Origin of the sequence: Serratia sp. 201, from assembly GCF_037027545.1 — a bacterium.
Classification (GTDB): domain Bacteria; phylum Pseudomonadota; class Gammaproteobacteria; order Enterobacterales; family Enterobacteriaceae; genus Serratia; species Serratia bockelmannii.
Genome location: NZ_JAXCHC010000001.1, coordinates 1,370,514 through 1,395,280, shown reverse-complemented (window position 1 = coordinate 1,395,280; position 24,767 = coordinate 1,370,514). Strand labels below are relative to the sequence as shown.

Annotated in this window: 24 protein-coding genes; 16 read left to right on the top strand and 8 right to left on the bottom strand. The window is 61.0% G+C overall.

What is annotated here, in order from left to right:
* Positions 1-21 precede the first annotated feature (21 nt).
* The 4 genes from WA302_RS07175 to WA302_RS07160 form a co-directional block, all read right to left on the bottom strand.
* Entirely contained in the window at positions 22-1,359 is a 1,338-nt protein-coding gene (locus tag WA302_RS07175; RefSeq protein ID WP_164067553.1) for a c-type cytochrome, read from the bottom strand.
* A gap of 12 nt (positions 1,360-1,371) precedes the next feature.
* Positions 1,372-3,153 carry a GMC family oxidoreductase gene (locus WA302_RS07170; RefSeq protein WP_025302609.1) on the bottom strand — a complete coding sequence of 594 codons (1,782 nt, stop codon included), beginning with the start codon at positions 3,151-3,153 and terminating at the stop codon, positions 1,372-1,374.
* 2 nt (positions 3,154-3,155) lie between these two features.
* Positions 3,156-3,881: a gluconate 2-dehydrogenase subunit 3 family protein gene (locus tag WA302_RS07165; RefSeq protein WP_025302608.1), complete on the bottom strand. Its 726-nt coding sequence runs from the start codon at positions 3,879-3,881 to the stop codon at positions 3,156-3,158.
* Between the two features lie 307 nt (positions 3,882-4,188).
* A complete protein-coding gene (locus tag WA302_RS07160) occupies positions 4,189-4,854 on the bottom strand; it encodes a transglycosylase SLT domain-containing protein (protein ID WP_025302607.1) in 666 nt (221 codons plus the stop codon).
* A 109-nt stretch (positions 4,855-4,963) separates the two neighbouring features.
* Here WA302_RS07160 and ghoS point away from each other — a divergent pair, with 109 nt between their 5' ends.
* From ghoS to WA302_RS07130, 6 genes are all read left to right on the top strand, one after another.
* A complete protein-coding gene (ghoS, locus tag WA302_RS07155; protein ID WP_025302606.1) occupies positions 4,964-5,263 on the top strand; it encodes a type V toxin-antitoxin system endoribonuclease antitoxin GhoS in 300 nt (99 codons plus the stop codon).
* A gap of 131 nt (positions 5,264-5,394) precedes the next feature.
* On the top strand, positions 5,395-6,339 hold the full coding sequence (locus WA302_RS07150) for a metal ABC transporter substrate-binding protein (protein WP_025302605.1): 945 nt from the start codon (positions 5,395-5,397) through the stop codon (positions 6,337-6,339).
* Positions 6,336-7,226 carry a manganese/iron ABC transporter ATP-binding protein gene (locus tag WA302_RS07145; RefSeq protein WP_043143367.1) on the top strand — a complete coding sequence of 297 codons (891 nt, stop codon included), beginning with the start codon at positions 6,336-6,338 and terminating at the stop codon, positions 7,224-7,226. The genes WA302_RS07150 and WA302_RS07145 overlap by 4 nt, the downstream gene beginning before the upstream one ends.
* The gene (gene yfeC, locus WA302_RS07140; protein ID WP_015377686.1) at positions 7,226-8,086 is read left to right on the top strand and encodes an iron/manganese ABC transporter permease subunit YfeC; all 861 of its coding nucleotides are present in this window, start codon (positions 7,226-7,228) and stop codon (positions 8,084-8,086) included. Before WA302_RS07145 ends, yfeC begins: the two co-directional genes overlap by 1 nt.
* Entirely contained in the window at positions 8,086-8,940 is an 855-nt protein-coding gene (locus tag WA302_RS07135) for a metal ABC transporter permease (protein WP_025302603.1), read from the top strand. The genes yfeC and WA302_RS07135 overlap by 1 nt, the downstream gene beginning before the upstream one ends.
* Before the next feature lie 237 nt (positions 8,941-9,177).
* Positions 9,178-10,047 carry a fructosamine kinase family protein gene (locus WA302_RS07130; RefSeq protein WP_049295465.1) on the top strand — a complete coding sequence of 290 codons (870 nt, stop codon included), beginning with the start codon at positions 9,178-9,180 and terminating at the stop codon, positions 10,045-10,047.
* A gap of 35 nt (positions 10,048-10,082) precedes the next feature.
* On the opposite strand, the gene WA302_RS07125 is transcribed toward WA302_RS07130, so the two are convergent.
* Positions 10,083-10,643 carry a YniB family protein gene (locus tag WA302_RS07125; protein ID WP_025302601.1) on the bottom strand — a complete coding sequence of 187 codons (561 nt, stop codon included), beginning with the start codon at positions 10,641-10,643 and terminating at the stop codon, positions 10,083-10,085.
* A gap of 185 nt (positions 10,644-10,828) precedes the next feature.
* On the opposite strand from WA302_RS07125, the gene WA302_RS07120 reads away from it, so the two are divergent.
* From WA302_RS07120 to WA302_RS07105, 4 genes are all read left to right on the top strand, one after another.
* Positions 10,829-12,109, top strand: a complete 1,281-nt coding sequence (locus tag WA302_RS07120) for an HdeD family acid-resistance protein (RefSeq protein ID WP_025302600.1) — start codon at positions 10,829-10,831, stop codon at positions 12,107-12,109.
* A gap of 64 nt (positions 12,110-12,173) precedes the next feature.
* A complete protein-coding gene (hxpB, locus tag WA302_RS07115) occupies positions 12,174-12,839 on the top strand; it encodes a hexitol phosphatase HxpB (protein ID WP_043143363.1) in 666 nt (221 codons plus the stop codon).
* Positions 12,840-13,260: 421 nt separating this feature from the next.
* A complete protein-coding gene (locus WA302_RS07110; RefSeq protein ID WP_004931456.1) occupies positions 13,261-13,809 on the top strand; it encodes a metal-dependent hydrolase in 549 nt (182 codons plus the stop codon).
* A 181-nt stretch (positions 13,810-13,990) separates the two neighbouring features.
* Positions 13,991-15,382 (top strand): L-cystine transporter, encoded by a 1,392-nt coding sequence (locus WA302_RS07105; RefSeq protein WP_025302598.1) that lies wholly within the window; start codon positions 13,991-13,993, stop codon positions 15,380-15,382.
* A 63-nt stretch (positions 15,383-15,445) separates the two neighbouring features.
* Here WA302_RS07105 and phnX read toward each other — a convergent pair whose 3' ends face one another.
* Together phnX and phnW are read right to left on the bottom strand one after the other, a co-directional pair.
* The gene (phnX, locus tag WA302_RS07100; protein ID WP_025302597.1) at positions 15,446-16,255 is read right to left on the bottom strand and encodes a phosphonoacetaldehyde hydrolase; all 810 of its coding nucleotides are present in this window, start codon (positions 16,253-16,255) and stop codon (positions 15,446-15,448) included.
* Positions 16,256-16,264: 9 nt separating this feature from the next.
* Positions 16,265-17,368: a 2-aminoethylphosphonate--pyruvate transaminase gene (gene phnW / locus WA302_RS07095; protein WP_261456316.1), complete on the bottom strand. Its 1,104-nt coding sequence runs from the start codon at positions 17,366-17,368 to the stop codon at positions 16,265-16,267.
* A gap of 153 nt (positions 17,369-17,521) precedes the next feature.
* Here phnW and phnR point away from each other — a divergent pair, with 153 nt between their 5' ends.
* The 5 genes from phnR to WA302_RS07070 all read left to right on the top strand — a co-directional run bounded on the left by phnR (position 17,522) and on the right by WA302_RS07070 (position 22,230).
* Positions 17,522-18,241 (top strand): phosphonate utilization transcriptional regulator PhnR, encoded by a 720-nt coding sequence (gene phnR, locus WA302_RS07090; protein ID WP_033633223.1) that lies wholly within the window; start codon positions 17,522-17,524, stop codon positions 18,239-18,241.
* Positions 18,242-18,415: 174 nt separating this feature from the next.
* Complete coding sequence (locus WA302_RS07085; RefSeq protein ID WP_049205185.1) at positions 18,416-19,426, top strand: 2-aminoethylphosphonate ABC transporter substrate-binding protein; 1,011 nt, start codon at positions 18,416-18,418, stop codon at positions 19,424-19,426.
* An 8-nt stretch (positions 19,427-19,434) separates the two neighbouring features.
* Positions 19,435-20,559 carry a 2-aminoethylphosphonate ABC transport system ATP-binding subunit PhnT gene (phnT, locus tag WA302_RS07080; protein ID WP_261456514.1) on the top strand — a complete coding sequence of 375 codons (1,125 nt, stop codon included), beginning with the start codon at positions 19,435-19,437 and terminating at the stop codon, positions 20,557-20,559.
* A gap of 1 nt (position 20,560) precedes the next feature.
* Positions 20,561-21,424 carry a 2-aminoethylphosphonate ABC transporter permease subunit gene (phnU, locus tag WA302_RS07075; RefSeq protein WP_025302593.1) on the top strand — a complete coding sequence of 288 codons (864 nt, stop codon included), beginning with the start codon at positions 20,561-20,563 and terminating at the stop codon, positions 21,422-21,424.
* 2 nt (positions 21,425-21,426) lie between these two features.
* Complete coding sequence (locus tag WA302_RS07070) at positions 21,427-22,230, top strand: ABC transporter permease (protein ID WP_025302592.1); 804 nt, start codon at positions 21,427-21,429, stop codon at positions 22,228-22,230.
* A gap of 46 nt (positions 22,231-22,276) precedes the next feature.
* Here the strand turns inward: WA302_RS07070 and kdgR are convergent, their stop codons facing one another.
* Positions 22,277-23,068: a DNA-binding transcriptional regulator KdgR gene (gene kdgR, locus WA302_RS07065; protein ID WP_025302591.1), complete on the bottom strand. Its 792-nt coding sequence runs from the start codon at positions 23,066-23,068 to the stop codon at positions 22,277-22,279.
* 231 nt (positions 23,069-23,299) lie between these two features.
* Here kdgR and WA302_RS07060 point away from each other — a divergent pair, with 231 nt between their 5' ends.
* A complete protein-coding gene (locus WA302_RS07060; protein ID WP_043143351.1) occupies positions 23,300-24,694 on the top strand; it encodes an MFS transporter in 1,395 nt (464 codons plus the stop codon).
* The last annotated feature ends 73 nt before the right edge of the window (positions 24,695-24,767 follow it).

Sequence of the window (24,767 nt, the reverse complement as noted above, 5' to 3'; positions counted from 1 at the left end):
CTTGCGGAGCCCTTAAGCGGTTTACTTCTTCGCGTCCGGATGGTCCGGCACCTCGGCGCTGCCCATCTCCTTCTTGTCGCGGATCATCGAGCGGTCTTTACGCACGTCGGCCACGTCGGAGGCGCTCACCGGTTTGGCGCTGTTGCCCCAGCTGGTACGGATGAAGTTCACCACGTCCGCCACCTGCTGATCGTTCAGACGCCAGCCAAACGGCGGCATGGTGATATTGGATACCGCGCCCTGCACCGCCGGCGTGGTGTTGCCGGTCAGCACGATGTGGATCAGCGAGGTCGCGTCCTCGGTCTGCACCACCGGATTGCCCTTCAGCGACGGGAAGGCGCGCTTGTAGCCCACGCCGTCGGTGCGGTGGCAGGCCGCGCAGTTATCAACATACAGGGCCGCGCCGGGCTTGCTGTCATTCCCGCGCCACAGATCCTTGGCCACGCTGTCTTCGACCGGCGCCGCCTGCTGCTTGCCGTCTTTCGGCGGCAGCGATTTCAGGTAGCGCGCGATGGCGGTCAGATCGTCGTCGCTCAGGTATTGCAGGCTGTGCTCCACCACGTCGCTCATGCCGCCGAACACGATGGCTTTGTCGTTACGGCCGGTTTTCAGGAACTCGGTCAGCTCGGCTTCGCTCCAGCTGCCCAGGCCGTCCTTGCGGTCGCCGCGCAGGCTGGAAGCCACCCACCCATCGATCGGCGCGTTGCTCCCGGACAGGTAGTCGTCGCTTTCGCTGTTGCTCAACGCTTTCTCCTGCATGGTGATGCTGCGCGGGGTATGGCAGGCGCCGCAGTGGCCCAGGCCTTCCACCAGGTAGCGGCCGCGCTCAATCACCGGATCGGCCTTGGCGTCAGCGACAAAATCCGCCGGCGACGGCGCGAACATGCCGCGCCAGATGCTCAGCGGCCAGCGCATCGACAGCGGCCACGGGATGTCGGAGTCCTTGTTGGCCTGCTCCACCGGCTGCACGCCGTGCATGAAATAGGCATACATGGCGCGCATGTCGTCCTCTTTCACCAGCGCGAACGACGGGTACGGCATCGCCGGGTACAGGGTGCTGCCGTTTTTGGCTACGCCCTTACGCACCGCGTTGTCGAAATCCTCGAAGCTGTAATCGCCGATGCCGGTTTTCTTGTCCGGCGTAATGTTGGTCGAGTAGATGGTGCCGATCGGCGTCTCCATCGCCAGACCGCCGGCGAAGGTTTTGCCGCTCTTGCCGTCGGTGTGGCAAGCCACGCAGTCGCCGGCGCGCGCCAGGTATTCACCGCGCTTGATCAGCTCGCTGCTGACGGTGGCGTCCTGCGCCCAAACGGAAAAACTCACTGCACTGAGAACCAGTGCCGGTACAAATGCTTTCATCGTTCGCCGTCCTTATGCCTGCACCAATGGGCCTGGGTTTTTCAGATACTGCTCGCGAATGGCGCGGGCAGACCAGTAAGCCAATGCCGCCACGGTGCCGGTCGGGTTGTAGCCCAGCCCCTGCGGGAAGGCCGATGCGCCGATCGAGAACACGTTGTGCACGTCCCAGCTCTGCAGATAGCGGTTGACCGCGCTGGTCTTCGGATCCTCGCCCATTACCGCGCCGCCGTTCATGTGGGTGGTCTGGTAGCTGGTGGTGTCGAAGTGGCTGTTGGCGTTTTTCGGGCTGCCGGCGATCAGTTTCGGGTTCATCGCCTTAGCGATCGGCGCCATCTTGTCGTACATGAACTGCGCCATCTTGATGTCGTTTTCCTGCCAGTCGAACGTCATGCGCAGCAGCGGCTGGCCAAAGACGTTCTTGTAGTTGGGATCAAGATCCAGATAGTTGTTGCGGTACGACTGGTGCGCGCCGTGGGCGTCCATCGAGACGTGGTGGGTGTAGGCATCCGCCACCGCCGCTTTCCATTTGCTGCCCCAGGCCGGGGTGCCCGGAGGCGTCGGCAGGCCGGAGATCGGCTTGGTGCCCGCCTGGTTGACCCAGAACGGCGAACCGCCGACGAAGCCTTCTTTAGCGTGGTCGAAGTTATCGGCGTTGAAGTCGTCCACGCCCACGCCGTTGCCGCCGGCGCCGATGAACGGGTTGGTGAACACGTCTTTATCGAAGAACGCCTTGATGGTGGTCATGTTCTGGTAGGCGAAGTTGCGCCCGACCACGCCTTCGCCGGTCACCGGATCGTAAGGCTTGCCGATGCCGGACAGCAGCATCAGGTGCACGTTGTGGAACTGGAACGCGCCCAGGATCACCAGATCGGCCGGCTGTTCAATCTCGCGGCCCTGCGCATCGACGTAGTTCACGCCGGTGGCGCGAGACTTGTCGTCGGTCAGGTTGACCTTCAGCACGTTGGCGTTGGTACGCAGCTCGAAGCGTTTTTCCATGCGCAGCGCCGGCAGAATGTTGACGTTCGGCGAAGCTTTGGAATACATGTAGCAGGCGTAGCCGCTGCAGAAACCGCAGAAGTTGCACGGGCCCATCTGCGCGCCGTACGGGTTGGTGTAAGAGTCCGAGGTGTTGGCGGACGGCAGGTTGTAAGGGTGATAACCCACCTCCAGCGCCGCTTTCTCGAACAGCTGGGCGGAGTAGGTATTTTTCTGCGCCGGCAGCGGGAAGTCGCTGGAACGATCCGCCGCAAAGCGGTTGCCGCCCTTCTGCGCCACTTTCTGCCCTTTGATGGTCCAGGCGGTGCCGGAGGTGCCGAACACTTTCTCCGCTTTATCGAAGAACGGTTCCAGCTCGTCGTAGGTCACGCCGAAGTCCTGGATGGTCATGTCCTTCGGAATGAAGTTTTTGCCGTAGCGCTCTTCATAGTGGCTGCGCATGCGCAGTTCGATCGGATCGACGCGAAAATGCACGCCCGACCAGTGCAGGCCGGCACCGCCAACGCCGGTGCCCGGCAGGAACGCCGCCAGCTGGCGGTAAGGCACCGCGGTCTGGCTGCTGTTGTGGCGAATGGTGACGGTGCTTTTCGACAGATCCTGGAACAGTTTGCGGCGGATGTTATAGGTCAGCTCGTCGATCACCTGCGGATAAGAACCGTCCGGATAGGTGTCGCGCATCGGGCCACGCTCCAACGCCACCACGTTGAGGCCGGCCTCGGTCAGCTCTTTGGCCATGATCGCGCCCACCCAGCCGAAACCGACGATCACCGCATCTACTTTTTTCATTACCGTTGCCATGATCAGCCCCTCTCCCCACGAATCGAGACGGGCGGGAAGGGATAACGCTCCCCTCGCTCAACCCAGTCCATAAAATCGGCGCGCGCGCCCGGAAAATTAATCAGCTTCCAGCCCACCATGTCTTTGTTGCCGCCATGGATAGGATCGCTGAAGAAACCTTCGCGGGTGTTTTGCAACAGATAGGAGAAGAACAGTTTCGACGGCAGCTGCTGGAACTCCGCCTCGCCGGACTCGAACTTTTGCAGCATGGCGTCTTGCTGCGCGCCATCCAGTTCGGCGAAGGGCTTGCCGGCGGTTTTCTTGCTGTAGGCGTCGGCGTCACTGATGCCGAGGTTGTAGATTTGCTTGGGCACCAGCGGCAGCTGATAACCCATCTCCTTCGGCACATCGGGGTTGAATGGCCCCTGCATGTACCAGATGGAGCCGGTGGCGTATGGGGTATTCATCTGGCGATCGATAAACTCCGGTACGCCGGCTTCCAGTGCGCCAGGGCCGCGTTCGTCGGCCGGGATCAGGCGCGCGACGGCGGCCCTGATGAAGGCCCACTCTTCCGGGGTGAAAAAGGTCGGTTGGTAATCGTTCTGCGTTGAAGTGTTCGGGGCCGCGACCGCTGGTGCCGGTGCCGTCAGCGCGCCAACGCCACTGCCACCAATTACCGCCGCAGGAATTAAGGTCATCGATTTCAACAAGAAATCGCGCCGCGAATTGTTGGTTTTATGATTCGACATGTCACATTCCATCCAAAGATAGTCACAACTATTTAACCGCAACCTTGCGGTCGATACGGGTTTTTAAAATAATTTGTTACTTATTTGTCTATTTATTGAAGGTCAGAATGCGAGCAAATGCAAAAATGTTACCGGTAACTTATTGAATGAACGTAAAGATTTATCTGCTAACGTAAATTTAACTTTTTGTGCGGTTTTTCTGATAACCGGCGAGGAAATAACGAAAAATGAGAGGTGCGTCGTGCTCTTAAGCGGCGCCATAAACAAAATCGGCCGCGTTCAGCGGCCGATTCGACAAAAGAGAGGGTTACTGCGACATCGCCTGGTAGGCGGTGGTCACCTTCCACAAATAGCGCGGCGCCTGCGGTGCCGGGTGCTTTTTCTGGATGTGCTGATAAAACTCGTCCGGACTCATCTGATTGATGCGATTCACCGCCACACGCTTGTCCGAGGAGAAGGTGCGTAACATGGCACCCGCCCCGTTCACGTACGAAACGATGGTGGCATAACGCAGAGTCTGAGGGTTGTTGATCCCGGCTAGCTGCTGGCTTTGAAGAATATTGATATAGGCCGTTCCCAGATCAATATTGACCGCCGGATCCTTCAGCTCACGCGAGCTGGGTTGCCCGTTTCGTCCTTTCATGCGATAGGCGTCGCGGCCGGCGGTAGAAGCCTTAAGCTGCATCAATCCCACTGCGTTCGAGGTGCTGACCACGTTCGGGTTAAACCCGGACTCCACCTGAATAATCGCTTTAATCAGCGTTTCGTCAACGCCGTAGTTGCTGGCGGCCTGACGAATGTAATCGTTATAAGCAACCGGGGTGCCTGTGCGGTTTACCGGTGCCTGCGGAGGGGGTTTTAACCAACCGCCGCGCGTTGTGCCACTGCCTGAAATATTGCTTGCCGTTTGCGGGTCTTTGGCGCACCCCGACAAAAGCAAAATTGCCGTAAGGCAACCTATTTTTGTTTTCACAGAATCCCTCACTCCTTTCAATGAGTTGCGTAGCATATACAACTTGTAAGGACACCTGCAGTAATTTTTTGGGCTAATCTCAAGCTATCCATATACCAAGAGGTGATTTATGAGTCAATCTGCAACAAACTGCTTTGTGGTGACTTTTCGCTATCAGGAAGCGGGATTAACCGACCTGGCGAAGCTGACCGGGCAATTGACGCGCGAAGGTTTTGTCACGTCGGTGACAGACGAAAATGGCGTTCACCATGAGCTCGGCAGCAACAGTTTCGCGTTCATAACCGTGCTGGATCAAGAGGATGTACTGCGCCTGGCGCAGGGGTTCGGGCAGTTGGCATTGGGAAAACAGCCGGAGGTGACGATATGCGCCTGTGAGGACTACCTTCAGCGGTTACATACTGATACATAAAATGCTATAACTCCCCGGACGGTATTATTTTTTCAGTTGGAGAAATACCCCGCCGGCGGTGGGCAAGTGACGCTTGACTTCGCTTCAATTGATATTGATAATCATTTTCATTTGAACCAGGAGACGTCATCATGCCATTGATAAGTTGCGCTTTTCGTCGCAGTCGCCCTTCCCGCGCTGCCGCACTGTTACGCCCTTTTACGCTCGCCTGCCTGCTGCTCGGCACCGCCTTGGTCAGTCAACACGCGCTGGCGGATAAAAAGCTGCGCGTGGTGACGACCTTTACCATCATTCAGGACATTGCCCAGAACGTGGCCGGTGACGCCGCCGTGGTGGAATCCATCACCAAGCCGGGCGCCGAGATCCACGACTATCAACCGACCCCACGCGACATCGTCAAAGCGCAGCACGCCGACCTGATCCTGTGGAACGGCATGAACCTGGAACGTTGGTTCCAGCGCTTCTTCGAAAACATCAAACAGGTGCCGGCGGCGGTTGTGACCGAAGGCATCACCCCGCTGCCGATCCGCGAAGGGCCGTATAACGGCAACCCGAACCCGCATGCCTGGATGTCGCCAAGCAACGCGCTGGTGTACATCGAGAACATTCGCAAAGCCCTGGTGGAGCACGATCCGGCACATGCGGAAACCTATAACCGCAACGCCAAAGCCTACGCAGAGAAAATCGGCGCACTGGACGCCCCACTGCGCGAACGCCTGGCGCGCATTCCGACCGCACAGCGTTGGCTGGTGACCAGCGAAGGCGCTTTCAGCTACCTGGCGCAGGACTATCAGCTGAAAGAAGTCTATCTGTGGCCGATCAACGCCGATGAGCAAGGTTCGCCGCAGCAGGTGCGCCGGGTAATCGACGCGGTGCGCGCCCACCATATTCCGGTGGTGTTCAGCGAAAGCACCATTTCCGACAAGCCGGCCAAGCAGGTAGCGAAAGAAACCGGCGCCAAATATGGCGGAGTGCTCTACGTGGATTCGCTGTCCACCCGCGACGGCCCGGTGCCGACCTATATCGACCTGCTTAACACCACCGTGCAAACCATCGCCAAAGGATTCGATCAATGACCCATGAACCGTTTGTCCGCCCTGAATTGAACGTGGACGACGTCACCGTGACCTACAACAACGGACACACCGCCATTCACAACGCCAGCTTTACCCTGAGCGGCGGTTCGATCTGCGCACTGGTCGGCGTCAACGGCAGCGGTAAATCGACGTTGTTCAAAAGCATCATGGGCCTGGTCAGGCCCACCAGCGGCCGGGTGTCGCTCAGCGACAAACCGGTAGCGGACGCGCTGAAAAAGAACCTGATCGCCTACGTGCCGCAGACCGAGGACGTCGACTGGAACTTCCCGGTGCTGGTGGAAGATGTGGTGATGATGGGCCGCTACGGCAAGATGAATTTCCTGCGCATTCCGTCGCGAGAGGACCGGTTGCGGGTTGACAAGGCGCTGGAGCGGGTCGGCCTCAGCGAGCTGCGCGGTCGGCAGATCGGCGAGCTGTCCGGCGGCCAGAAAAAGCGCGTGTTTCTGGCGCGCGCGCTGGCGCAACAGGGCACCGTGCTGCTGCTGGATGAACCGTTCACCGGCGTGGATGTGAAAACCGAGAATGCCATTATCGAGCTGCTGCGCGCATTGCGCGACGAGGGGCATCTGATCCTGGTCTCCACCCACAACCTCGGCAGCGTGCCGGAGTTTTGCGATCGGGTGATCCTCATCAACCGCACGGTGCTGGCCGCCGGCCCAACCGAAACCACCTTCACGCAGAGCAACCTGGAGCAGGCATTCGGCGGCGTGCTGCGCCATATCAACCTCTCAGGCCCGGATCTGCACGACGACAACGATCCGCGCACCGTTACGGTATTGACCGACGATGAGCGCCCGGCGGTGTTCTACGGCCACACCAAGAGCGATCCGCCGGCCAACAGCCAGGCCAGGGAGAAACAATCCTGATGCTGGACCTTCTGCTGCAACCTTTCAGTTATAACTACATGGTGAAAGCCATCTGGGTCAGCGCCATCGTCGGCGCCGCCTGCGCGTTCCTGTCCGCCTATCTGATGCTGAAAGGATGGTCGTTGATGGGCGATGCGCTGTCGCACTCGGTGGTGCCCGGCGTGGCCGGCGCCTACGCCCTTGGCCTGCCCTACGCCGCCGGCGCCTTCTTTACCGGCATGCTGGCGGCGCTGGCGATGACGCTGGTGCGCCACATCACCCGCCTGCGCGAAGACGCCATCATCGGCTTCATCTTCTCCACCTTCTTCGCCGTCGGCCTGCTGATCGTGTCGCTCAACCCCACCTCAGTCAACGTACAGTCGATCATCTTCGGCAATATCCTCGGCATCGCCGACGAAGACGTGCTGCAGGTGGAAATCATCATCGGCGTTTCGCTGCTGATCCTGTGTCTGGTGTGGAAAGACCTGCTGGCGGTGTTCTTCGACGAAAGCCACGCGGTCTCGATCGGCCTGTCGCCGCTGAAGCTGAAGATCCTGTTCTTCACCCTGCTCAGCGCCTGCACCGTCGCCGCGCTGCAAACCGTCGGCGCCATTTTGGTGATCGCCATGGTGATCACGCCGGGCGCCACCGCCTATCTGCTGACCGACCGCTTCAGCCGGCTGGTGATCATCGCCATCATCATCGGCGCATTGACCAGCGGCATCGGCGCCTACCTGAGTTTCTTCCTCGACGGTGCCACCGGCGGGGTGATCGTCACCCTGCAAACGCTGGTGTTCCTGGCGGCGTTCTTCTTCGCGCCGAAACACGGCCTGTTGGCGTCCCGGCGCCGTGTGGCGCATTCGCAAACCGGAGGCCGCTGATGGACACCCTGTATCAACTGCTCAGCGAACCCTTCGCCTACCCGTTCATGCAGCGGGCGATCGTCGCCGCCATCGTCACCGGCGTAGTGTGCGCCGTGCTCTCCTGCTATCTGGTGCTCAAAGGCTGGTCGCTGATGGGCGACGCCATCTCGCACGCGGTACTGCCCGGCATCGTGGTGGCGTTCGTGGTCGGCATCCCGCTGGCGATCGGCGCCTTCCTCTCCGGCATCTTTTGCGCGGTGGCCACCGGCTACCTGAAAGAGAACAGCCGGGTGAAAGAAGACACGGTGATGGGCATCGTCTTTTCCGGCATGTTCGCCTTCGGCCTGGTGCTGTTCTCGCGCATCGACACCGACCAACACCTAAGCCACATTCTGTTCGGCAACATGCTGGGCATCACCGACGGCGAGCTCAAGCAAACCCTGCTGATTGCCGGCATCACCCTGGCGGTGGTGTTGCTCAAGCGCAAAGACTTCATGCTGTACTGTTTCGACCCGCACCACGCCCGGGTGATTGGCCTGCCGGTCAAGCTGCTGCACTACGGGCTGCTTTGCCTGCTGGCGATGACCATCGTCGCCTCGCTGCAGGCCGTGGGGGTGATCCTGGTGATCGCCATGCTGATCGCCCCCGGCATCATCGCCTTTATGCTGTGCCGCCGGTTTGATCGCATGCTGATGGTGGCAACGGTGGTGTCGGTGTTCTCTTGCGTGCTCGGCACCCTGATCAGCTTCCACATCGACGGCGCCACCGGGCCCTGTATCGTCATCGTGCAGGCCGTGCTGTTCGTTGTCGCCTTGTTGTACAGCAAGCTGCGCCCGTTACAGGGTAACCAAAATGCCCCGATGGGCAGTTAAACGCCCCTCTGATGCGGCGGTGTGCCCCGCCGCATCCTATTCCTCCGCTGGCTTATCCGTTGTCATCAAGTTGCAATCGGTATTGCGCTTAAATTAATCAATAGGGTATATACTTTGAGCTGGCGAGGCGCTGAAAAAATCGCCGCCTTTGACGCCGGCTGTGCGCCGCGTCGTGTTTTCACCACGGGAAAGACGCTAACCTAATGAATTATCAGGCAGCACAGAGGGGGAAATACCATGTGGCAAGCCGTTAGCCGTCTGTTAAGTGAACATCTTGGCAGCGCAGAGATACGCGAAAGGATTGAACTGCCAGGGGGCGACATTCACCCGGCGTGGCGCGTGAGTTACGGTGACAACGAGGTGTTCGTGAAATGCGACGCCCGTGAGCAACTGCCGATATTCACCGCCGAGGCCGATCAGCTGGCGTTGCTGGCGCGCAGCAAAAGCGTGCGGGTACCGGAAGTGTATGGCGTCGGCAGCGATCGCGACTACAGCTTCCTGCTGCTGGAGTATCAGCAGTTGAAACCCCTCGACGCCCACGGCGCCTACTGTCTGGGCCAGCAGTTGGCGCACCTGCATCAGTGGAGCGAGCAACCGCAGTTCGGTCTCGACTTCGACAGCGATCTGACCACTACCCCGCAACCCAACGCCTGGCAGCGCCGCTGGTCGGAATTTTTCGCCGAACAGCGCATCGGCTGGCAGCTGCAGCTGGCGGCGGAAAAAGGCATGACCTTCGGCGACATCGACGACATTGTCGATCGGGTGTATCTGCGCTTGCAGCACCACCAGCCGCAGCCTTCGCTGCTGCATGGCAACCTGTGGCCGGGCAACTGCGCGATGACCGCCAACGGGCCGATCCTGTTCGATCCGGCCAGCTACTGGGGCGACCGAGAGTGCGACTTGGCGATGCTGCCGCTGCATCCGGAGCTGCCGCCGCAGATCTACGACGGCTATCAGAGCGTGTGGCCGCTGGGGGCCGGATTTATCGAACGCCAGCCGCTGTATCAGCTGTACTACCTGCTCAACCGCAGCAACCTGTTCGGCGGCCAGCATTTGGTGGCTGCCCAACGCGCGGTGGAGGCGCTGCTGCAGCCCGAGGCGTCGTAACGTACCGGGGCGCCGTGCGGCGCCCCGATCATGGTTCAGGCCGCGCCGGCCAACTGCCCCAACAGGCGGATCACGAACCAGGCGATCACCGCAATCACGATAGGCAGGATGTACAGCGGGAAGTATTGCAGGAAGATGGTGTGGTGCGGCAGCGTAATGCGTTCCTCAAGCTGTTGGCGCGTGTGCCCTTCGCTGCCCTTGGCCTGCTCCAGGATCATCTGGTCTTCCAACCCTTCGCGGATGAACTTGACCTGACGCGACATGCGCGCGCCGGAGGCCTGCAGCGCCAGCCCGACGAAGATCAGAATATAGATGATGATGAACATCAGATTGGCGCCGCTGAACAGGCTTTTATCCACGTCAGGCACCGGTGAGTTGTACCAGAAAAGGTTCAGGAACGGCGTGTTGAAACGCACCATGTCCACCATCACGTGGACAAAATCCAGCATCACTGCGTTGATGCCCTTGGTTTTTTCACTGTGCTGATAGATAAAGCCCAGCACGGAAATCAGCGTCGACAGCAACGCCGGGATAAAAACCACCCATCCGAGAATGCGTTTCAAAATGGCGAGACGCCCGGCCTGTTGATACGTCATGTGTTCCCCTTGTTAGCGACGTAACCGAATCGGCTAAGTCTACCTGCTGTTGGCGAAACTCGCCCACCGTTTTCTTCACTCCCTCTGTGCTACAAGCTTAGCCGAATTCGTCGAAATCAAAAACTTAACGGCGCCGGCACACTATCATTGAAGGGGTAACGTTATCCATTCGGACAGAGGCCGCCATGATTCGACTGATTATCTTATTGCTGGGCGCCCAGGCGCTGCACGGCCAGCGCCGCCTGCTGGTGCTGTTCGGTTGGCTGTGGATAGCCGCAGGGGCGCTGATGTTGTTCGACATACTGCAGGATGGCCGGTCGGTGCTGGCGCTGGATGCGCTGGCGGTCATCCTGGCGCTGGAGGGGCTAGTGGCGATATCCGCTGCGCTGGTGATCGGCTCTTCGGCCAGCAGGCCGGTGTTGCTGAAGGGATTGGGTTTCGTGTTTATGGCCTTTTTAATGCTGGACGTGCCCGCAGACGATAACATCGTCGCCACCGTGGTGTTTGGCAGCGCGCTGCTGCTTGACGGCGCCGTGCGCATCGCCTCCTCCACGGTGATTCAACACAGTCGATGGAAAGGCGTGGCGCTGGCGGGTGGCGGCGAGATCCTGCTTTCGTTGATGATTTTTGTCGGCTGGCCGGCGCCGCATCGGATGACGGTGCCCTTTTGCCTCGGCGTGATGATGGTGCTTTCCGGCTGGGCCTTATTGCGTATCGCCCGGAGACTGACAAGCTTCTCTCTGAATCAGCACCCCGCGCGGCAGCCACCGCACCCGGAGGATGAGACTGCGCCACTCACGGTGTACGTCTGGACACCGATTGGTGCGGCTAAAGATCCGCGCCGGCGTTACATCGTCGACCGATACATCGCGGCGGTCGACGGCGGCGGCAATATCTCCACCGGTCATGCCGCCCTGGCGCTTGCGCCGGATGTGTATATCAGTCACTACCCGCTCAACGACATCAGCCATTCCGTTCAGGATTTCCGCCAGTTGTTGCATGCCGGCGAGCAGAACAACGTCGACGGGCGTTTCCTGCCCGACCTGCCGGGTGAGATCGCCGCCTGGTGCCCACCGGACAAGAAAATTCAATTCTACCGCTATAACCCGGCGGCGCTGCGCGCATTCTGGCTGCGTTATCGGCAAGACGCCACCTACAATCTGACCCGACGCAACTGTTCCACCACGGTCATCGGCGCGCTCGACAGCGCGTTGGAAGGCGTACTGGGCGATAAACACCTGTGGCGCCGCTTTCTGTTGCTGGTGCTGGATCCCAATCTGTGGATGCTGGCGGTACTGCGCAGCCGCGGCGAAAGCATGACCTGGACGCCGGGTTTGGTGCTGGACTACGCACGCATGTTGCAACAGGTCACCGAGCGTCAACATCAGCGCTGGTGGCTAAAATTGCGCGAGGCGTGGAATATCCTGCGTTTTGGCAAAAGCCAAACGCGCAGGCAAAGGTTTTAGTCTCGTCACCGGCGATGATAAAGTGTCGGGCACATTCACCCGCGCCGGCAGGAGTTAACCGTTAATGGCTTATTCGCAACGCATTGAAACCGCAATTTTTGATATGGACGGCTTGTTGATCGACTCGGAACCGCTGTGGCTGCAGGCCGAGCTGGATATCTTCGGCGCGCTGGGTTTGGATCTGTCTGACCGTCACAAGCTGCCGGACACGTTGGGGTTGCGCATCGATCTGGTGGTGAAGATGTGGTACCAGGCGATGCCGTGGCAAGGGGTTTCGCTCGATGAGGTGTCGGCGCGGATTATCGAGCGCGCCATCGAGCTGGTGCACGAGACGCGCCCGCTGCTGCCGGGCGTTCAGCAGGCGCTGGAGCTGTGCCGCAGCCAGGGGCTGAACATTGGCCTCGCCTCCGCCTCGCCGCTGCACATGCAACAGCAGGTGCTGAAGATGTTCGATCTTGAAGGTTACTTCGATCAGCTGGTTTCCGCCGAATACCTGCCGTACAGCAAACCACACCCTGAGGTCTACCTGATCGCCGCCGAGCGCCTGGGCAGCGATCCGCTGCGCTGCATCACGCTGGAAGACTCCTTTAACGGCATGATCGCCACCAAGGCCGCACGCATGCGTTCCATCGTCATCCCGGCGGCCGAATACCGTCACGATCCGCGCTGGGCGCTGGCGGACCACAAGCTGGAGACCCTGGAACAGCTCACTCCCGCCCACTTTGCCTGACCTGCGGCGCCGGCCATCGGCGCCCTGGCTTTCCGCTCTGCGCCATAAAAGGGATCCGTGCCGCAAAACAAACGAAACATCGTTTCATTATTATTGAATCGGCATGCTGTTGTTATTATGCTGGGTGGCAGGGAAAGCGACGGCCCACGGCGCGTTGTCACTGCCACGCAGCGCGGTTCAAGGCCGCCGCTTCCTCCCGCCACACGCCAAGCCACCGTCTTTTTTCTCATCTTCATGCATCGCCCATCGCCCGCTTTTTGTTCTCGCCAGTCAAAATCGATGATTTGTTACGCAGCACCGTAACAAGCCGTTGTAAAACAGGGAGAAATAAACAATTGGTTACAGGGTAACTGCTTCCACTACTGGGAATTTTCCCATATACTGGATAAATTAACAGTTTACCAGCCGGAATCGCAACAGCATGACCGCGGAAGGACATCTCATTTTCTCTGTCGCTTGCGCGATCTTCGCCAAGAAGGCGGAAGTGACGCCAGAGCTGGCTACCGGCGACTGGTGGCACATCATACCCGCCGCGCTGCTCACCTCGCTGCTGCCGGACATCGATCACCCCAAGTCGGTACTGGGCCAGCGCCTGCGCTGGATCGCCCTGCCCATCGCCCGCGCCTTCGGCCACCGCGGTTTCACCCACAGCCTGCTGGCGATCGCCGGCGGCATGGCGCTGTTTCAGCTGGACGTGCCGCGTAGCTGGCCGATCCCGGCCGATGCGCTGCACGCCATGATCATCGGTTACTTCAGCCATCTGCTGGCCGACATGCTCACGCCCGCCGGCGTGCCGCTGCTGTGGCCGTGCCGCTGGCGTTTTCGCCTGCCCCTGCTCAACTCGCAAAAAGGCAACCAGCTGGAGCGCGTACTGTGTCTGTGCCTGGTGGCGTTTGCCATCTGCTGGCAAGGCGATTTCACCCTGCCGGTGCAATCCTATGTCGAGCAAATCAGAAATATCAGACTCTGATCACAAAAATTCGCTCAACCCATCATCTTGATGTATATAAAACAAACAAAAACACACAAAAAGCTATATCAAATTCCATTTGGATATAAGTAGGCCACTCAGCAAACTGTTACGATATTTACATCGCGACATACGTGATGCGTAGTCGTTTTTATAAGAAAGATTATTGGAGACATTGGGGATGAATCTTCCGCTCGTGATTAACGTGCTGGTGTTTGTCGCGCTTCTTTTGCTGCTGGCGCAAACCCGCCACAAGCAATGGAGCCTGGCGAAAAAAGTGCTGGTCGGCCTGGTGGTCGGCGTAGTATTCGGTCTGGGCCTGCAGCTGGTGTACGGCGCCGACAACCCGGTACTGAAAGAATCCATCAGCTGGTTCAACATCGTCGGCAACGGCTATGTGCAACTGCTGCAAATGATCGTCATGCCGCTGGTGTTCGCCTCAATCCTGAGCGCGGTCGCCAAACTGCATAACGCCTCTTCTCTGGGCAAAATCAGCGTCCTGACTATCGGCACGCTGCTGTTCACCACGCTGATCTCGGCGCTGGTGGGCGTGCTGGTCACCAACCTGTTCGGCCTGACCGCCGAAGGCCTGGTGCAGGGCGCGCAGGAAAGCGCGCGCCTGACGGCGATCCAGACCAACTACGTGGGTAAACTGGCCGATCTGACCGTGCCGCAGATGGTGCTGTCGTTCATCCCGAAAAACCCGTTCGCCGATCTGACCGGCGCCAGCCCGACGTCGATCATTAGCGTGGTGATTTTCGCCACCTTCCTCGGCGTGGCGTCGCTGCAGCTGCTGAAAGACGACAAGCCGAAAGGCGAGCGCGTGCTGGTGGCTATCGACACCTTGCAGGCCTGGGTGATGAAGCTGGTGCGTCTGGTCATGAAGCTGACGCCGTACGGCGTGCTGGCGCTGATGACCAAAGTGGTCGCCGGTTCCAACATTCACGACATCGTCAAGCTCGGCAGCTTCGTGGTGGCCTCGTACATCGGCCTGGCCATCATGTTCGTGGTGCACGCTGTGCTGCTGGCCTTCACCGGCGTTAACCCGATGAAGTTCTTCCGCAAGGTGTGGCCGGTGATCACCTTCGCCTTCACCAGCCGCTCCAGCGCCGCCAGCATTCCATTGAACGTGGAAGCGCAGACCCGTCGTCTGGGCGTGCCGGAATCCATCGCCAGCTTCTCGGCGTCGTTCGGCGCCACCATCGGCCAGAACGGCTGTGCGGGTCTCTACCCGGCGATGCTGGCGGTAATGGTTGCGCCGACCGTCGGCATCAACCCGCTGGATCCGGTGTGGATCGCCACCCTGGTTGGCATCGTCACCCTCAGCTCCGCCGGTGTGGCGGGCGTGGGCGGCGGCGCCACCTTCGCCGCGCTGATCGTACTGCCGGCGATGGGCCTGCCGGTGACGCTGGTCGCGCTGCTGATCTCGGTCGAACCACTGATCGACATGGGCCGTACCGCGCTAAACGTCAACGGCTCCATGGCGGCAGGCACCATCACCAGCCAGCTGATGAAGCAAACCGACAAAGCCGTGATGGACAGCGAAGACGAAGTCGAATTGGCTCACAGCTAACGCCCTCTCAGATCGAAAAAACCGGGGATTATCCCCGGTTTTTTTATGCCCCGCGTTCGGTCGTTACGGCCGCTCGCCGTTCGCCAGCCGCCGGTTGATATCGGCGATCACATCCGGTAATTGCGCCAGCGTGTCTATCACATAATGCGCGCCCGCCGCGTACAGCTTATCGGCGGCCGCCGTGCGGCGCTGCTCTATTTCCCCTGCCGCCATTTGACGGTACTCCGACCAGGTAGCGCCGAACTCGTTGCCGGACAGCGCCAGCCCGACGCTCCACATCCCGGCGTTCAGCCCTTCGGCAATGCCCGGCACCGCGTCATCGACCTTCACGCAGTGCGCCACCGCATCGATGCCCAGCGCGATGACGTTCTGCAACGCCATCCACGGCCCCGGTCGGCCGCCGGCCGCAAGATCGTCGGTGGCGACCCAATAATCCGGCGCATAGCCGCGCTGCGCGGCGGCCGGCGCCAGCACCTCCATCACCGCGCGCGGATAACCGGAGCAGGAACCGATTTTGATGCCCTGTTCGCGCAGCCCGGCAATCACCTGCGGCACGCCCTCGATGGGATCGGCAAAGTCGATCACTTTGGCGATTTGCAGCGGCATAAACGCCTGATACAGCGCGTCGATATCCTGGTGGCTCATCGAGCGGCCCAGCTTCTGCCGCCAGCGCGCGTCAACCGCCGGCAGTTTGCCCAGCGCCTCGATGTGCTGCCATTTGCCGAGCCCCATCGGAATGCGCGCCTCCGCCAGGCTGATGTCGATATCGAAGGTTTGCTTGAACGCCTCGACAAAAATCTGCGTTGGCGCAAAGGAGCCGAAGTCCACCGTGGTGCCGGCCCAGTCGAGGATCACTGCGTTGATCTGTTTCATGGTTAATCCTTATTGATTCCAGTACATCGCCTGCCCGACGGCCGCCAGCAAGCGTTCGATATCCTGCGGATAAATTTCGCCGATGTTGCCGATGCGGAAACAGTCGCTCTGCGACACTTTGCCGGGATAAATCACGAAGCCTTGCTGCTTCAGGCGCTGATAAAACTCGGCGAAGCGGTAAGTGTCGGCCTTCGGCGAATAGAACGCGGTGATGATCGGCGAGTGCAGCGCATCGTCCAGCAGGGTCTCAAAGCCCAGTTCACGCATGCCCGCCACCAGCCGACGCTGATTGGTCTGATAGCGGTGGTGGCGCGCGGCAATACCGCCCTCTTGTTCCAGCTCTTTCAGCGCCTGCGCGAAGGCCAGCACGGTGTGGGTCGGCGACGTAAAGCGCCATTTGCCGGCCTGGTCTTCCATACAGCGCCACTGGGCATACAGATCCAGCGACAGCGAGCGCGAACGGCCGGCGCATTTCTCCAGCTCGCTGCGGCGGGCGATGACGAAAGCGAAGCCCGGCACGCCCTGAATGCATTTGTTGGCGGAGCTGATCAGAAAATCGATGCCCAGCGCGTCCACATCCAACGGAATGCCGCCGAAGCTGCTCATGGCGTCAACGATAAAGGTTTTACCGTTGCGCGCCGCCAGACCGGCGACCTTCTGCAGCGGGTTGAGCATGCCGGTGGTGGTTTCACAGTGCACCATGGCGATATGGCTGATGCGCGCATCGCTTTTCAGCACCGCCTCCATCGCCGCCACGTCCGGCTCATTGACCTCGCCGCAGTCGAAAGCGTGGTGGTCAATATCCATCAGCCGCGCCATTTCGATCATTCGCGCCCCATAGGCGCCGTTGTTGACGATCAGCAGCTTGTCCTGCGGGCCGATGACCGTGCCCAACACGCCTTCCACCGCAAAACTGCCGCTGCCCTGCAGCAGCACCGAGGTGTAACCGGCGGACGGCGTCGCCAGCGCCACCAACCGTTGGCGGATGCGCTGCACCACGCCCAGGTTGTAATCTTCATCCCAGGTGCAGCTGTCATACAGCATCGCCTCTTTCACCGTTTTCGATGTGGTCAGCGGACCGGGGGTCAACAGCAGGTAGTTACGATCGGACATGTCATTCACCTATTTGGTCTATACCAGATTGCAGGCATTGTGGCGGCAAATTCCTTCCCCGGTCAAACGACAAAGCGCGGTGAAACAAAAAATTCATCTGGCTATGTATAATAAGCGGGCCGGAATGCCAGGCCGATGCCATAGCGAGATGAAATGAAAGAACATCAGGGCGATATGCCCCACTACCTGCAGATCAAGGATCAGCTTCAGGCGCGCATCACCCGCGGCGCGCTGCAGGCGGGCGACAAGCTGCCTTCGGAGCGCGAGCTGTGCGCCATCTTCTCCACCACCCGCGTTACCATTCGCGAGAGCCTGGCGCAGCTGGAAGCCACCGGCGCCATCTACCGCGCCGATCGCCGCGGCTGGTTCGTCACGCCGGAGCGGCTGTGGCTGGATCCGACGCAAAACACCAACTTCCACCGTCTCTGTCAGGAGCAAGGGCGCACGCCGCGCACCGCGCTGCTGTCCGGCGAAAAAACCACGGTGCCGCTCGACGTGATGCAGCCGCTGGCGCTCGAACCGTTCGATCAGGTGTATCTGCTGCGCCGGGTGCGCTATGCCGACGGCCGCGCCATCTGCTATTGCGAGAACCACTGCCTGCCGCAACGGGTGCCGGAACTGCTCCGCCACGATCTCAACGGCAGCCTGACCGAGGTTTATCAGCAGCATTACGATTTGATTTACAGCAACATGCACCTGTCGTTCTACCCGACCGCCCTGCCTTATCGCGCCGCCAACGCGCTGGGTGCCATGGTCGGCCTGCCCGCGTTGCTGCTGCGCCGCTTGAATTACGATCAGCACGGCCGCATTCTCGATTTCGATATCGAATACTGGCGCCACGACAGCCTGCGCATCGAAGTCGATACGCTTTAATCTCCTGAATATCGGGGCTGCGCCTGCCGCCCCCTTTTCTCTCCCACGCCCAATCCCCGTTGCCGGTAAATATATTTTGCCGCTTTCATTTGTTTGTCATATTCGCCGATTAGCTTGGCCGCATATCTGGTGTATACCAGTTTCGCATTAACCCGCAACAGTGAGGCTGAAGCTATGAAACTTTCTCGTCTGGTCGTGATGACCGCCATCGCACTCGGCTCCGCGCCGGCCTGGGCCGCCGATGCGGTGGTGACCGTCTACTCCGCCGATGGCCTGCACGACGGCGATCACAGCTGGTATCAAACCCAGTTTGACGCCTTCACTCAGGCAACCGGGGTCAAGGTGCAGTACGTCGAAGGCGGTTCCGGCGCCATCGTCGAGCGGCTGTCGAAAGAGCGCAGCAACCCGCAGGCCGACGTGCTGGTGACGCTGCCACCGTTCATCCAGCGCGCCGCCGCGGAAAAACTGCTGCAGGACTTCACCCCGCAGGATGCGGCGCAGATCGCCAACGCCCAGCCGCAGTTCGTGCCGCTGGTGAACAACTACCTGAGCTTCATCTATAACGCCAAACTGCTGCCGCAGGCGCCCGCCAGCTACCAACAGCTGCTGGACGCGCAGTTCCGCAACAAGCTGCAGTACTCCACGCCGGGCCAGGCGGGTGACGGCACCGCGGTGATGCTGCAGGCGTTCCACAGCTTCGGCAGCAAAGACGCCGGTTTCGACTACCTCGGCAAGCTGCAAAGCAACAACGTCGGCCCTTCGGCCTCCACCGGCAAGCTGACCGCGCTGGTCAATAAAGGGGAGCTGCTGGTGGCCAACGGCGATCTGCAGATGAACCTAGCGCAGATGCGCAGCAACCCGAACGTGAAGGTGTTCTGGCCGGCCGGGCCGGACGGCAAGCGCAGCACGCTGGTGCTGCCTTACTATGTCGGCCTGGTGCAAGGCGCGCCGCAAAGCGCCAACGGCAAAAAGCTGATCGACTTCCTGCTGAGCAAAGAAGCGCAAAGCAGCGTCAGCGCCATTTCCTACGGTATGCCGGTGCGTAAGGACGTCACCCCGACCGACGATAACTTCAAGCAGTCGCAGGCGGCGCTGAAAGGCGTGGACATCTGGGCGCCGGACTGGAATCAGGTGGTGAGCAGCCTGTCCGCCGATATCTCCCGCTGGCACCAGGTGACCGAATGACGCTGACGATGCCTTCTCCCCTCTCTTCCCGCGCCGAGGCGCGGGATCGCAGCCAGGACATCGCCGGGCCGTCGGGCATTCAGCTCGACCGCGTCAGCGTGTCGTATCGCGGCACCGAGGTGCTGAAACCCCTGACGCTCACCATCGCCCCCGGCGAAGTGCTGGCGCTGATCGGCCCCTCAGGCTCGGGCAAAACCACCGTGCTGCGGGCCATTGCCGGATTCGTGCAGCCGTCCGCCGGGCGTATTGCCATCGGTGACGTCGATGTCACCGACGTGCCGCCTTATGAGCGCGGCCTGGGCATGGTGGTACAGAACTACGCGCTGTTTCCGCATATGCGCGTCGAAGACAATGTGGCGTTCGGCCTGCGCGCGCAAGGCAAGCCGCGCGGCCTCACCGCCGAGCGCGTCGAAGAAGCGCTGGCCATCGTCGGCATGTCCGCCTACGCCAAGCGCTATCCCAGCCAGCTTTCCGGCGGCCAGCAGCAGCGGGTGGCTATCGCCCGCGCCATCGCGGTGCGCCCCAAAGTGCTGTTACTGGATGAGCCGCTGTCGGCGTTGGACGCGCAAATTCGCCACAGCATGGTGGAAGAGATCGCCCGCCTGCACCGCGAGCTCCCAGAGCTGACCATCCTGTACGTCACCCACGATCAGGGCGAAGCGCTGACGCTGGCGGACAAGATCGGCATCATGCGCGACGGCCACCTGATCGCCCACGGCGAGACCCGCGCGCTTTACCATCATCCCACGAACCGCTTCGCCGCCGAGTTCCTCGGCCGCGCCAACCTGCTGCCGGCCACCGCGCTGGAGACCACTACCGGGCAAGGCATGACCACCGTCAGCTGCGCCGGCAAAGTGATCGGCTGTTTCACCTACGGCGCACAACGCGGCTTCGACAAGCTGCTGTGCATCCGGCCGCAGCATATTGCGCTCGATGCCGACGCCCAGCGCAGCAACAACCTCATCGGCACGCTGCGCGATATTCACTGGCAGGGGGAACTGACGCACCTGCAGTTCGACGTTCAAGGCCATCCTCTGCGCGTGGTCACCACCCATCGCAGCCGGATGCCGCAGATCGGCGAACGCGTGCCGCTCTATTTCGCCCCCGACGATGCGGTACTGATCGAGGACTGACATGATCGACTCTACGCTTATTCGCCCGGCCCTGCGGCTGCGTTTCCCGCGCCGCCTGTGGATCCTGCTGCCGCTGCTGGTGCTGGCGACGCTGTTTTTCTACCCGTTGGCGCTGATCGTCAAACAGGCATTTACCGACGATCAGGGGCTATTCAGCGCCGACGCGCTGCAGCAGGTGTTCGAATCCCGACGCTTTGTCGGCGCCCTGCTCAACACGCTGCAGATTGCGCTGCTGGCGACGCTGGGCTGCCTGGTGCTCGGCACCCTGCTGTCGCTGCTGCTGGTGTTCACGCCGTTCCCCGGCAGCCGACCGATCGCCCGGGTGATCGATACCTTTATCGCCATGCCGACCTTCCTGATCACGCTGGCCTTCACCTTTATCTACGGCTCCGCCGGCCTGCTGAACGGCACGCTGATGGCGACCTTCGGTTTCACCCTGCCGCCGGTAGACTTTCTTTACTCCATCTGGGGGGTGATCCTGGCGGAAATCACCGTGTTTACGCCGCTGGTGATGCGCCCGCTGATGGCGGCATTGTCGCAGATCGATCGCAGCCAGCTCGAGGCCGCCAGCATTCTCGGCGCCCGGCCGGGGCGCGTGGTGCGCCAGGTGATTTTGCCGGCCGCGCTGCCGGCCTTGCTGGCCGGCGGCAGCCTGTGCCTGTTGTTGACCACCAATGAGTTCGGCATCGTGCTGTTTATCGGCGCCAAGGGCGTCACCACGCTGCCGATGATGGTCTACTCCAAAGCGATTCTGGAGTCGGATTACGCCGTCGCCTGCACGATCGCCGTCGTGAATATCGCGCTGTCGCTCGGGCTGTTCTCCCTTTACCGCTACGCCGCGGCGCGCGCCGGGCTGAGGAACTGACAATGTTGATTTGGTCCCGCACCGGACGCACCCTGACCTGCACGTTGACGATCACGCTGTTCGCCCTGTTCTTCTGCCTGCCGCTGGCGGTGATCCTGATGTCCAGCCTCAGTGAGCAGTGGAACGGCGTGCTGCCGAGCGGTTTCACCCTCAACCACTTCCGCCAAGCGTTCAGCGGCGCCTCCTGGGACGCGCTGGTCGCCAGCCTGGCTATCGGTTTCAGCGCCAGCCTGTTCGCGCTGCTGTGCGGTACCTGGGCGGCGCTGGCGCTGCGCCACGTGCCTGAACGCGGCCGACAGCTGCTGGGCACGCTGTTTTTCATTCCCAGCGCGGTGCCTTCGGTCTCTATCGGTTTGGGGATGCTGGTGGCGTTCAGCCAGGGGCCGCTGCAGATGAACGGCACCTTCCTGATCGTGCCCGCCGCTCACTTCGTGCTGATTTCCGCCTTTACCTTCGGCAACGTGATGGCCGGGCTGACCCGGCTACCTGGCGACTACGAGAACGTCGCCGCCAGCCTGGGCGCGTCGCCGCTGTTTCGCCTGCGCCACGTCACCCTGCCGATGATCGCCCCCTATATGATCTCCGCCTTCGCGCTCAGCCTGTCGCTGTCGATGGGGGAGCTGGGCGCGACCATGATGATCTACCCGCCGAGTTGGGCAACGCTGCCGGTCACCATTTTTAGCCTGACCGATCGCGGCAGCATCGCCAACGGCGCGACGCTGACCATGATCCTGGTGGCGGCCACGCTGTTGCTGATGTTAGTACTGGAGCGGATTGCTCAGCGGCTGACGCCGGGCGCAAAATAGCAACAAGGCGCTGCCATGGCGGCGCCTTGTTCTTCGAAGCGAAGGGTCAGAACGGGTAGTCGTGATAGCCCTGCTGTTCGGAAATGCGTCGGGCGGCGACGTGCAGCAACGCCACATACTCCTCCCGCGCCGCTTCGGAAAAGCGCAGCGTCGGGAAAGAGATGCTCAGCCCGGCGATCGCTACCCCGAACCTGTCAAAGACCGGTACCGCGATGCAGCGGATCCCCGCTTCTTGCTCTTCGGCATCTTCGCCGTATCCCTGCGCTCGAACCCGATCCAGCACCGGCAACAGTTCGGCGGCGCTGGCCAACGTATGTTCGGTGCTGCGGGTAAACTCAATCTGCGACAGGATCTGCGCCACCTCATCCCGCTCGCGCCAGGCCAGCAGCACTTTACCGATGGCGGTGCTGTGCAGCGGGTTGCGGCGACCGATGCGCGAATACATACGCAGGTTATACATCGCGTCGATCTTGTGGATGTAGACGATGCCATCTTCGTCCAGAGCGCCGAGGTGGATGGTCTCGCGGGTAAGATTCGACAATTCGCGCATCTGCACGTCGGCGCTGCGGATCAGATCGACGTTCTGCAACGATTTGGCGCCTAGCTCGAACAGCTTGAGCGTCAGCGCATACTTTTCCGTCTCGCCCTCCTGTGAAACGTAGCCCAGCGCTTTCATGGTCTGCAGAAAACGGTAGACAGTGCTTTTAGACATCATCACCCGCTGGGACAGTTCGGTAATGCCAATCTCGCGCTCATCGCCGAGCGCCTGCAAAATGCCGAACACTTTCATCACGGATGAAACGGCATCCGGTTGCTTGTCTGAATCTGCGTTAGCCATGGTGCATACCCTACTTAACGGTTTTGTTTCAGGAAATTTAAACAAGGGTTTCAGTATAATCGGAACAGATCGCAGCGCGCAACGCAGCTGAGCGCTAAGCAATTGAAGCCAAATGGATAACCGTTGGCCCGCTCACCGCCGTTTACAATTAAGCGGACAAGGGGCATGCAATCACGGGCGAATATGATTAGCATGATAATACTCCCCTGAATAAATACCGCTGAGACCAACATGCGTCCTTGTTCCGACGGCCTCCCCGTCCCGCAACGCTATGGGGCGATCCTCGCCATCGCCCTCGGCATTACCGTATCCGTGCTCGACGGCGCGATAGCCAACGTGGCGCTGCCCACCATCGCTCGCGATCTCAACGCCAGCCCGGCCAGTTCCATTTGGGTGGTCAACGCCTATCAGTTGGCGATCACCGTCTCTCTGCTGTCGCTGGCGTCGCTCGGCGATCTGGTCGGCTACCGCCGCATCTATCAGGCCGGGTTGCTGGTGTTCAGCATCACCTCACTGTTCTGCGCCCTGTCCGACTCGCTGCTCACGCTGACCATCGCCCGCGTGCTGCAAGGCTTTGGCGCCGCCGCTATCATGAGCGTCAACACCGCGCTGATCCGCATCATCTACCCGCAGCGTTTTCTCGGCCGCGGCATGGGCATCAACTCGCTGATCGTCGCCTGCTCCTCGGCGGCCGGGCCGACGGTGGCGGCGGCGATCCTGTCGGTCGCATCCTGGCAATGGCTGTTCGCCATCAACCTGCCGATCGGCATCGTCGCGCTGCTGCTGGGGATGAAATTCCTGCCGGCCAACGGCCAAAAAAGCGATAACCGCCGTTTCGATCCCACCAGCGCCGTGCTGAACGCGCTGACCTTCGGCCTGCTGATCACCGCCATCAGCGGCTTCGCCCAGGGCCAGAGCCTGACGCTGATCTTCAGCGAGATCGCCGCGCTGCTGGCGATTGGCGCGGTGTTCGTGCGCCGTCAGTTACGCCAGGAATTCCCTCTGCTGCCCGTCGACCTGCTGCGCATCCCGATCTTCGCCCTGTCGATGGGCACATCAATCTGTTCGTTCGCCGCGCAAATGCTGGCGATGGTGTCGTTGCCGTTCTTCCTGCAAAGTGCATTGGGCCGCGACGAGGTGGCGACCGGGCTGCTGCTGACGCCGTGGCCGCTGGCGATCGTGGTGATGGCGCCGATCGCCGGCCGGCTGGTGGAGCGCGTGCACGCCGGCCTACTGGGCTGCATTGGGCTGGCGGTGTTCGCGCTCGGACTGTTCTCTCTGGCGTTGCTGCCGGCGACGCCGTCGAATATGGACATCATCTGGCGCATGATACTGTGCGGCGCCGGTTTCGGCCTGTTCCAGTCGCCCAACAACCACACCATCATCTCCGCCGCGCCGCGCAACCGCAGCGGCGGCGCCAGCGGCATGCTGGGCACCGCGCGCCTGCTGGGGCAAACCTCGGGGGCTGCGCTGGTGGCGCTGATGTTCAACCTGTTCCCCACATCCGGCACCCACGCTTCACTGATCCTGGCTGGGGTGTTCGCCACCCTGGCGGCGGCCGTCAGCAGCCTGCGCATCACCCAATCGACGGCGCAAGCGGCGCAGCCGAGCCGCGAGGTGAAATAGCGGGCATAAACGAGCCGGGCTCCCATCGATTGTAAAACCGACGGGGCCAGCACTGACGGCCGGCCTGAGCCGG

What these genes read in the sequence shown, in the direction of transcription:
- WA302_RS07175 (WP_164067553.1), bottom strand. Translation starts at nt 1,359, where the DNA reads ATGAAAGCATTTGTACCGGCACTGGTTCTCAGTGCAGTGAGTTTTTCC.
- WA302_RS07170 (WP_025302609.1), bottom strand. Translation starts at nt 3,153, where the DNA reads ATGGCAACGGTAATGAAAAAAGTAGATGCGGTGATCGTCGGTTTCGGC.
- WA302_RS07165 (WP_025302608.1), bottom strand. Translation starts at nt 3,881, where the DNA reads ATGTCGAATCATAAAACCAACAATTCGCGGCGCGATTTCTTGTTGAAA.
- ghoS (WP_025302606.1), top strand. Translation starts at nt 4,964, where the DNA reads ATGAGTCAATCTGCAACAAACTGCTTTGTGGTGACTTTTCGCTATCAG.
- WA302_RS07150 (WP_025302605.1), top strand. Translation starts at nt 5,395, where the DNA reads ATGCCATTGATAAGTTGCGCTTTTCGTCGCAGTCGCCCTTCCCGCGCT.
- WA302_RS07145 (WP_043143367.1), top strand. Translation starts at nt 6,336, where the DNA reads ATGACCCATGAACCGTTTGTCCGCCCTGAATTGAACGTGGACGACGTC.
- yfeC (WP_015377686.1), top strand. Translation starts at nt 7,226, where the DNA reads ATGCTGGACCTTCTGCTGCAACCTTTCAGTTATAACTACATGGTGAAA.
- WA302_RS07135 (WP_025302603.1), top strand. Translation starts at nt 8,086, where the DNA reads ATGGACACCCTGTATCAACTGCTCAGCGAACCCTTCGCCTACCCGTTC.
- WA302_RS07130 (WP_049295465.1), top strand. Translation starts at nt 9,178, where the DNA reads ATGTGGCAAGCCGTTAGCCGTCTGTTAAGTGAACATCTTGGCAGCGCA.
- WA302_RS07125 (WP_025302601.1), bottom strand. Translation starts at nt 10,643, where the DNA reads ATGACGTATCAACAGGCCGGGCGTCTCGCCATTTTGAAACGCATTCTC.
- WA302_RS07120 (WP_025302600.1), top strand. Translation starts at nt 10,829, where the DNA reads ATGATTCGACTGATTATCTTATTGCTGGGCGCCCAGGCGCTGCACGGC.
- hxpB (WP_043143363.1), top strand. Translation starts at nt 12,174, where the DNA reads ATGGCTTATTCGCAACGCATTGAAACCGCAATTTTTGATATGGACGGC.
- WA302_RS07110 (WP_004931456.1), top strand. Translation starts at nt 13,261, where the DNA reads ATGACCGCGGAAGGACATCTCATTTTCTCTGTCGCTTGCGCGATCTTC.
- WA302_RS07105 (WP_025302598.1), top strand. Translation starts at nt 13,991, where the DNA reads ATGAATCTTCCGCTCGTGATTAACGTGCTGGTGTTTGTCGCGCTTCTT.
- phnX (WP_025302597.1), bottom strand. Translation starts at nt 16,255, where the DNA reads ATGAAACAGATCAACGCAGTGATCCTCGACTGGGCCGGCACCACGGTG.
- phnW (WP_261456316.1), bottom strand. Translation starts at nt 17,368, where the DNA reads ATGTCCGATCGTAACTACCTGCTGTTGACCCCCGGTCCGCTGACCACA.
- phnR (WP_033633223.1), top strand. Translation starts at nt 17,522, where the DNA reads ATGAAAGAACATCAGGGCGATATGCCCCACTACCTGCAGATCAAGGAT.
- WA302_RS07085 (WP_049205185.1), top strand. Translation starts at nt 18,416, where the DNA reads ATGAAACTTTCTCGTCTGGTCGTGATGACCGCCATCGCACTCGGCTCC.
- phnT (WP_261456514.1), top strand. Translation starts at nt 19,435, where the DNA reads ATGCCTTCTCCCCTCTCTTCCCGCGCCGAGGCGCGGGATCGCAGCCAG.
- phnU (WP_025302593.1), top strand. Translation starts at nt 20,561, where the DNA reads ATGATCGACTCTACGCTTATTCGCCCGGCCCTGCGGCTGCGTTTCCCG.
- WA302_RS07070 (WP_025302592.1), top strand. Translation starts at nt 21,427, where the DNA reads ATGTTGATTTGGTCCCGCACCGGACGCACCCTGACCTGCACGTTGACG.
- kdgR (WP_025302591.1), bottom strand. Translation starts at nt 23,068, where the DNA reads ATGGCTAACGCAGATTCAGACAAGCAACCGGATGCCGTTTCATCCGTG.
- WA302_RS07060 (WP_043143351.1), top strand. Translation starts at nt 23,300, where the DNA reads ATGCGTCCTTGTTCCGACGGCCTCCCCGTCCCGCAACGCTATGGGGCG.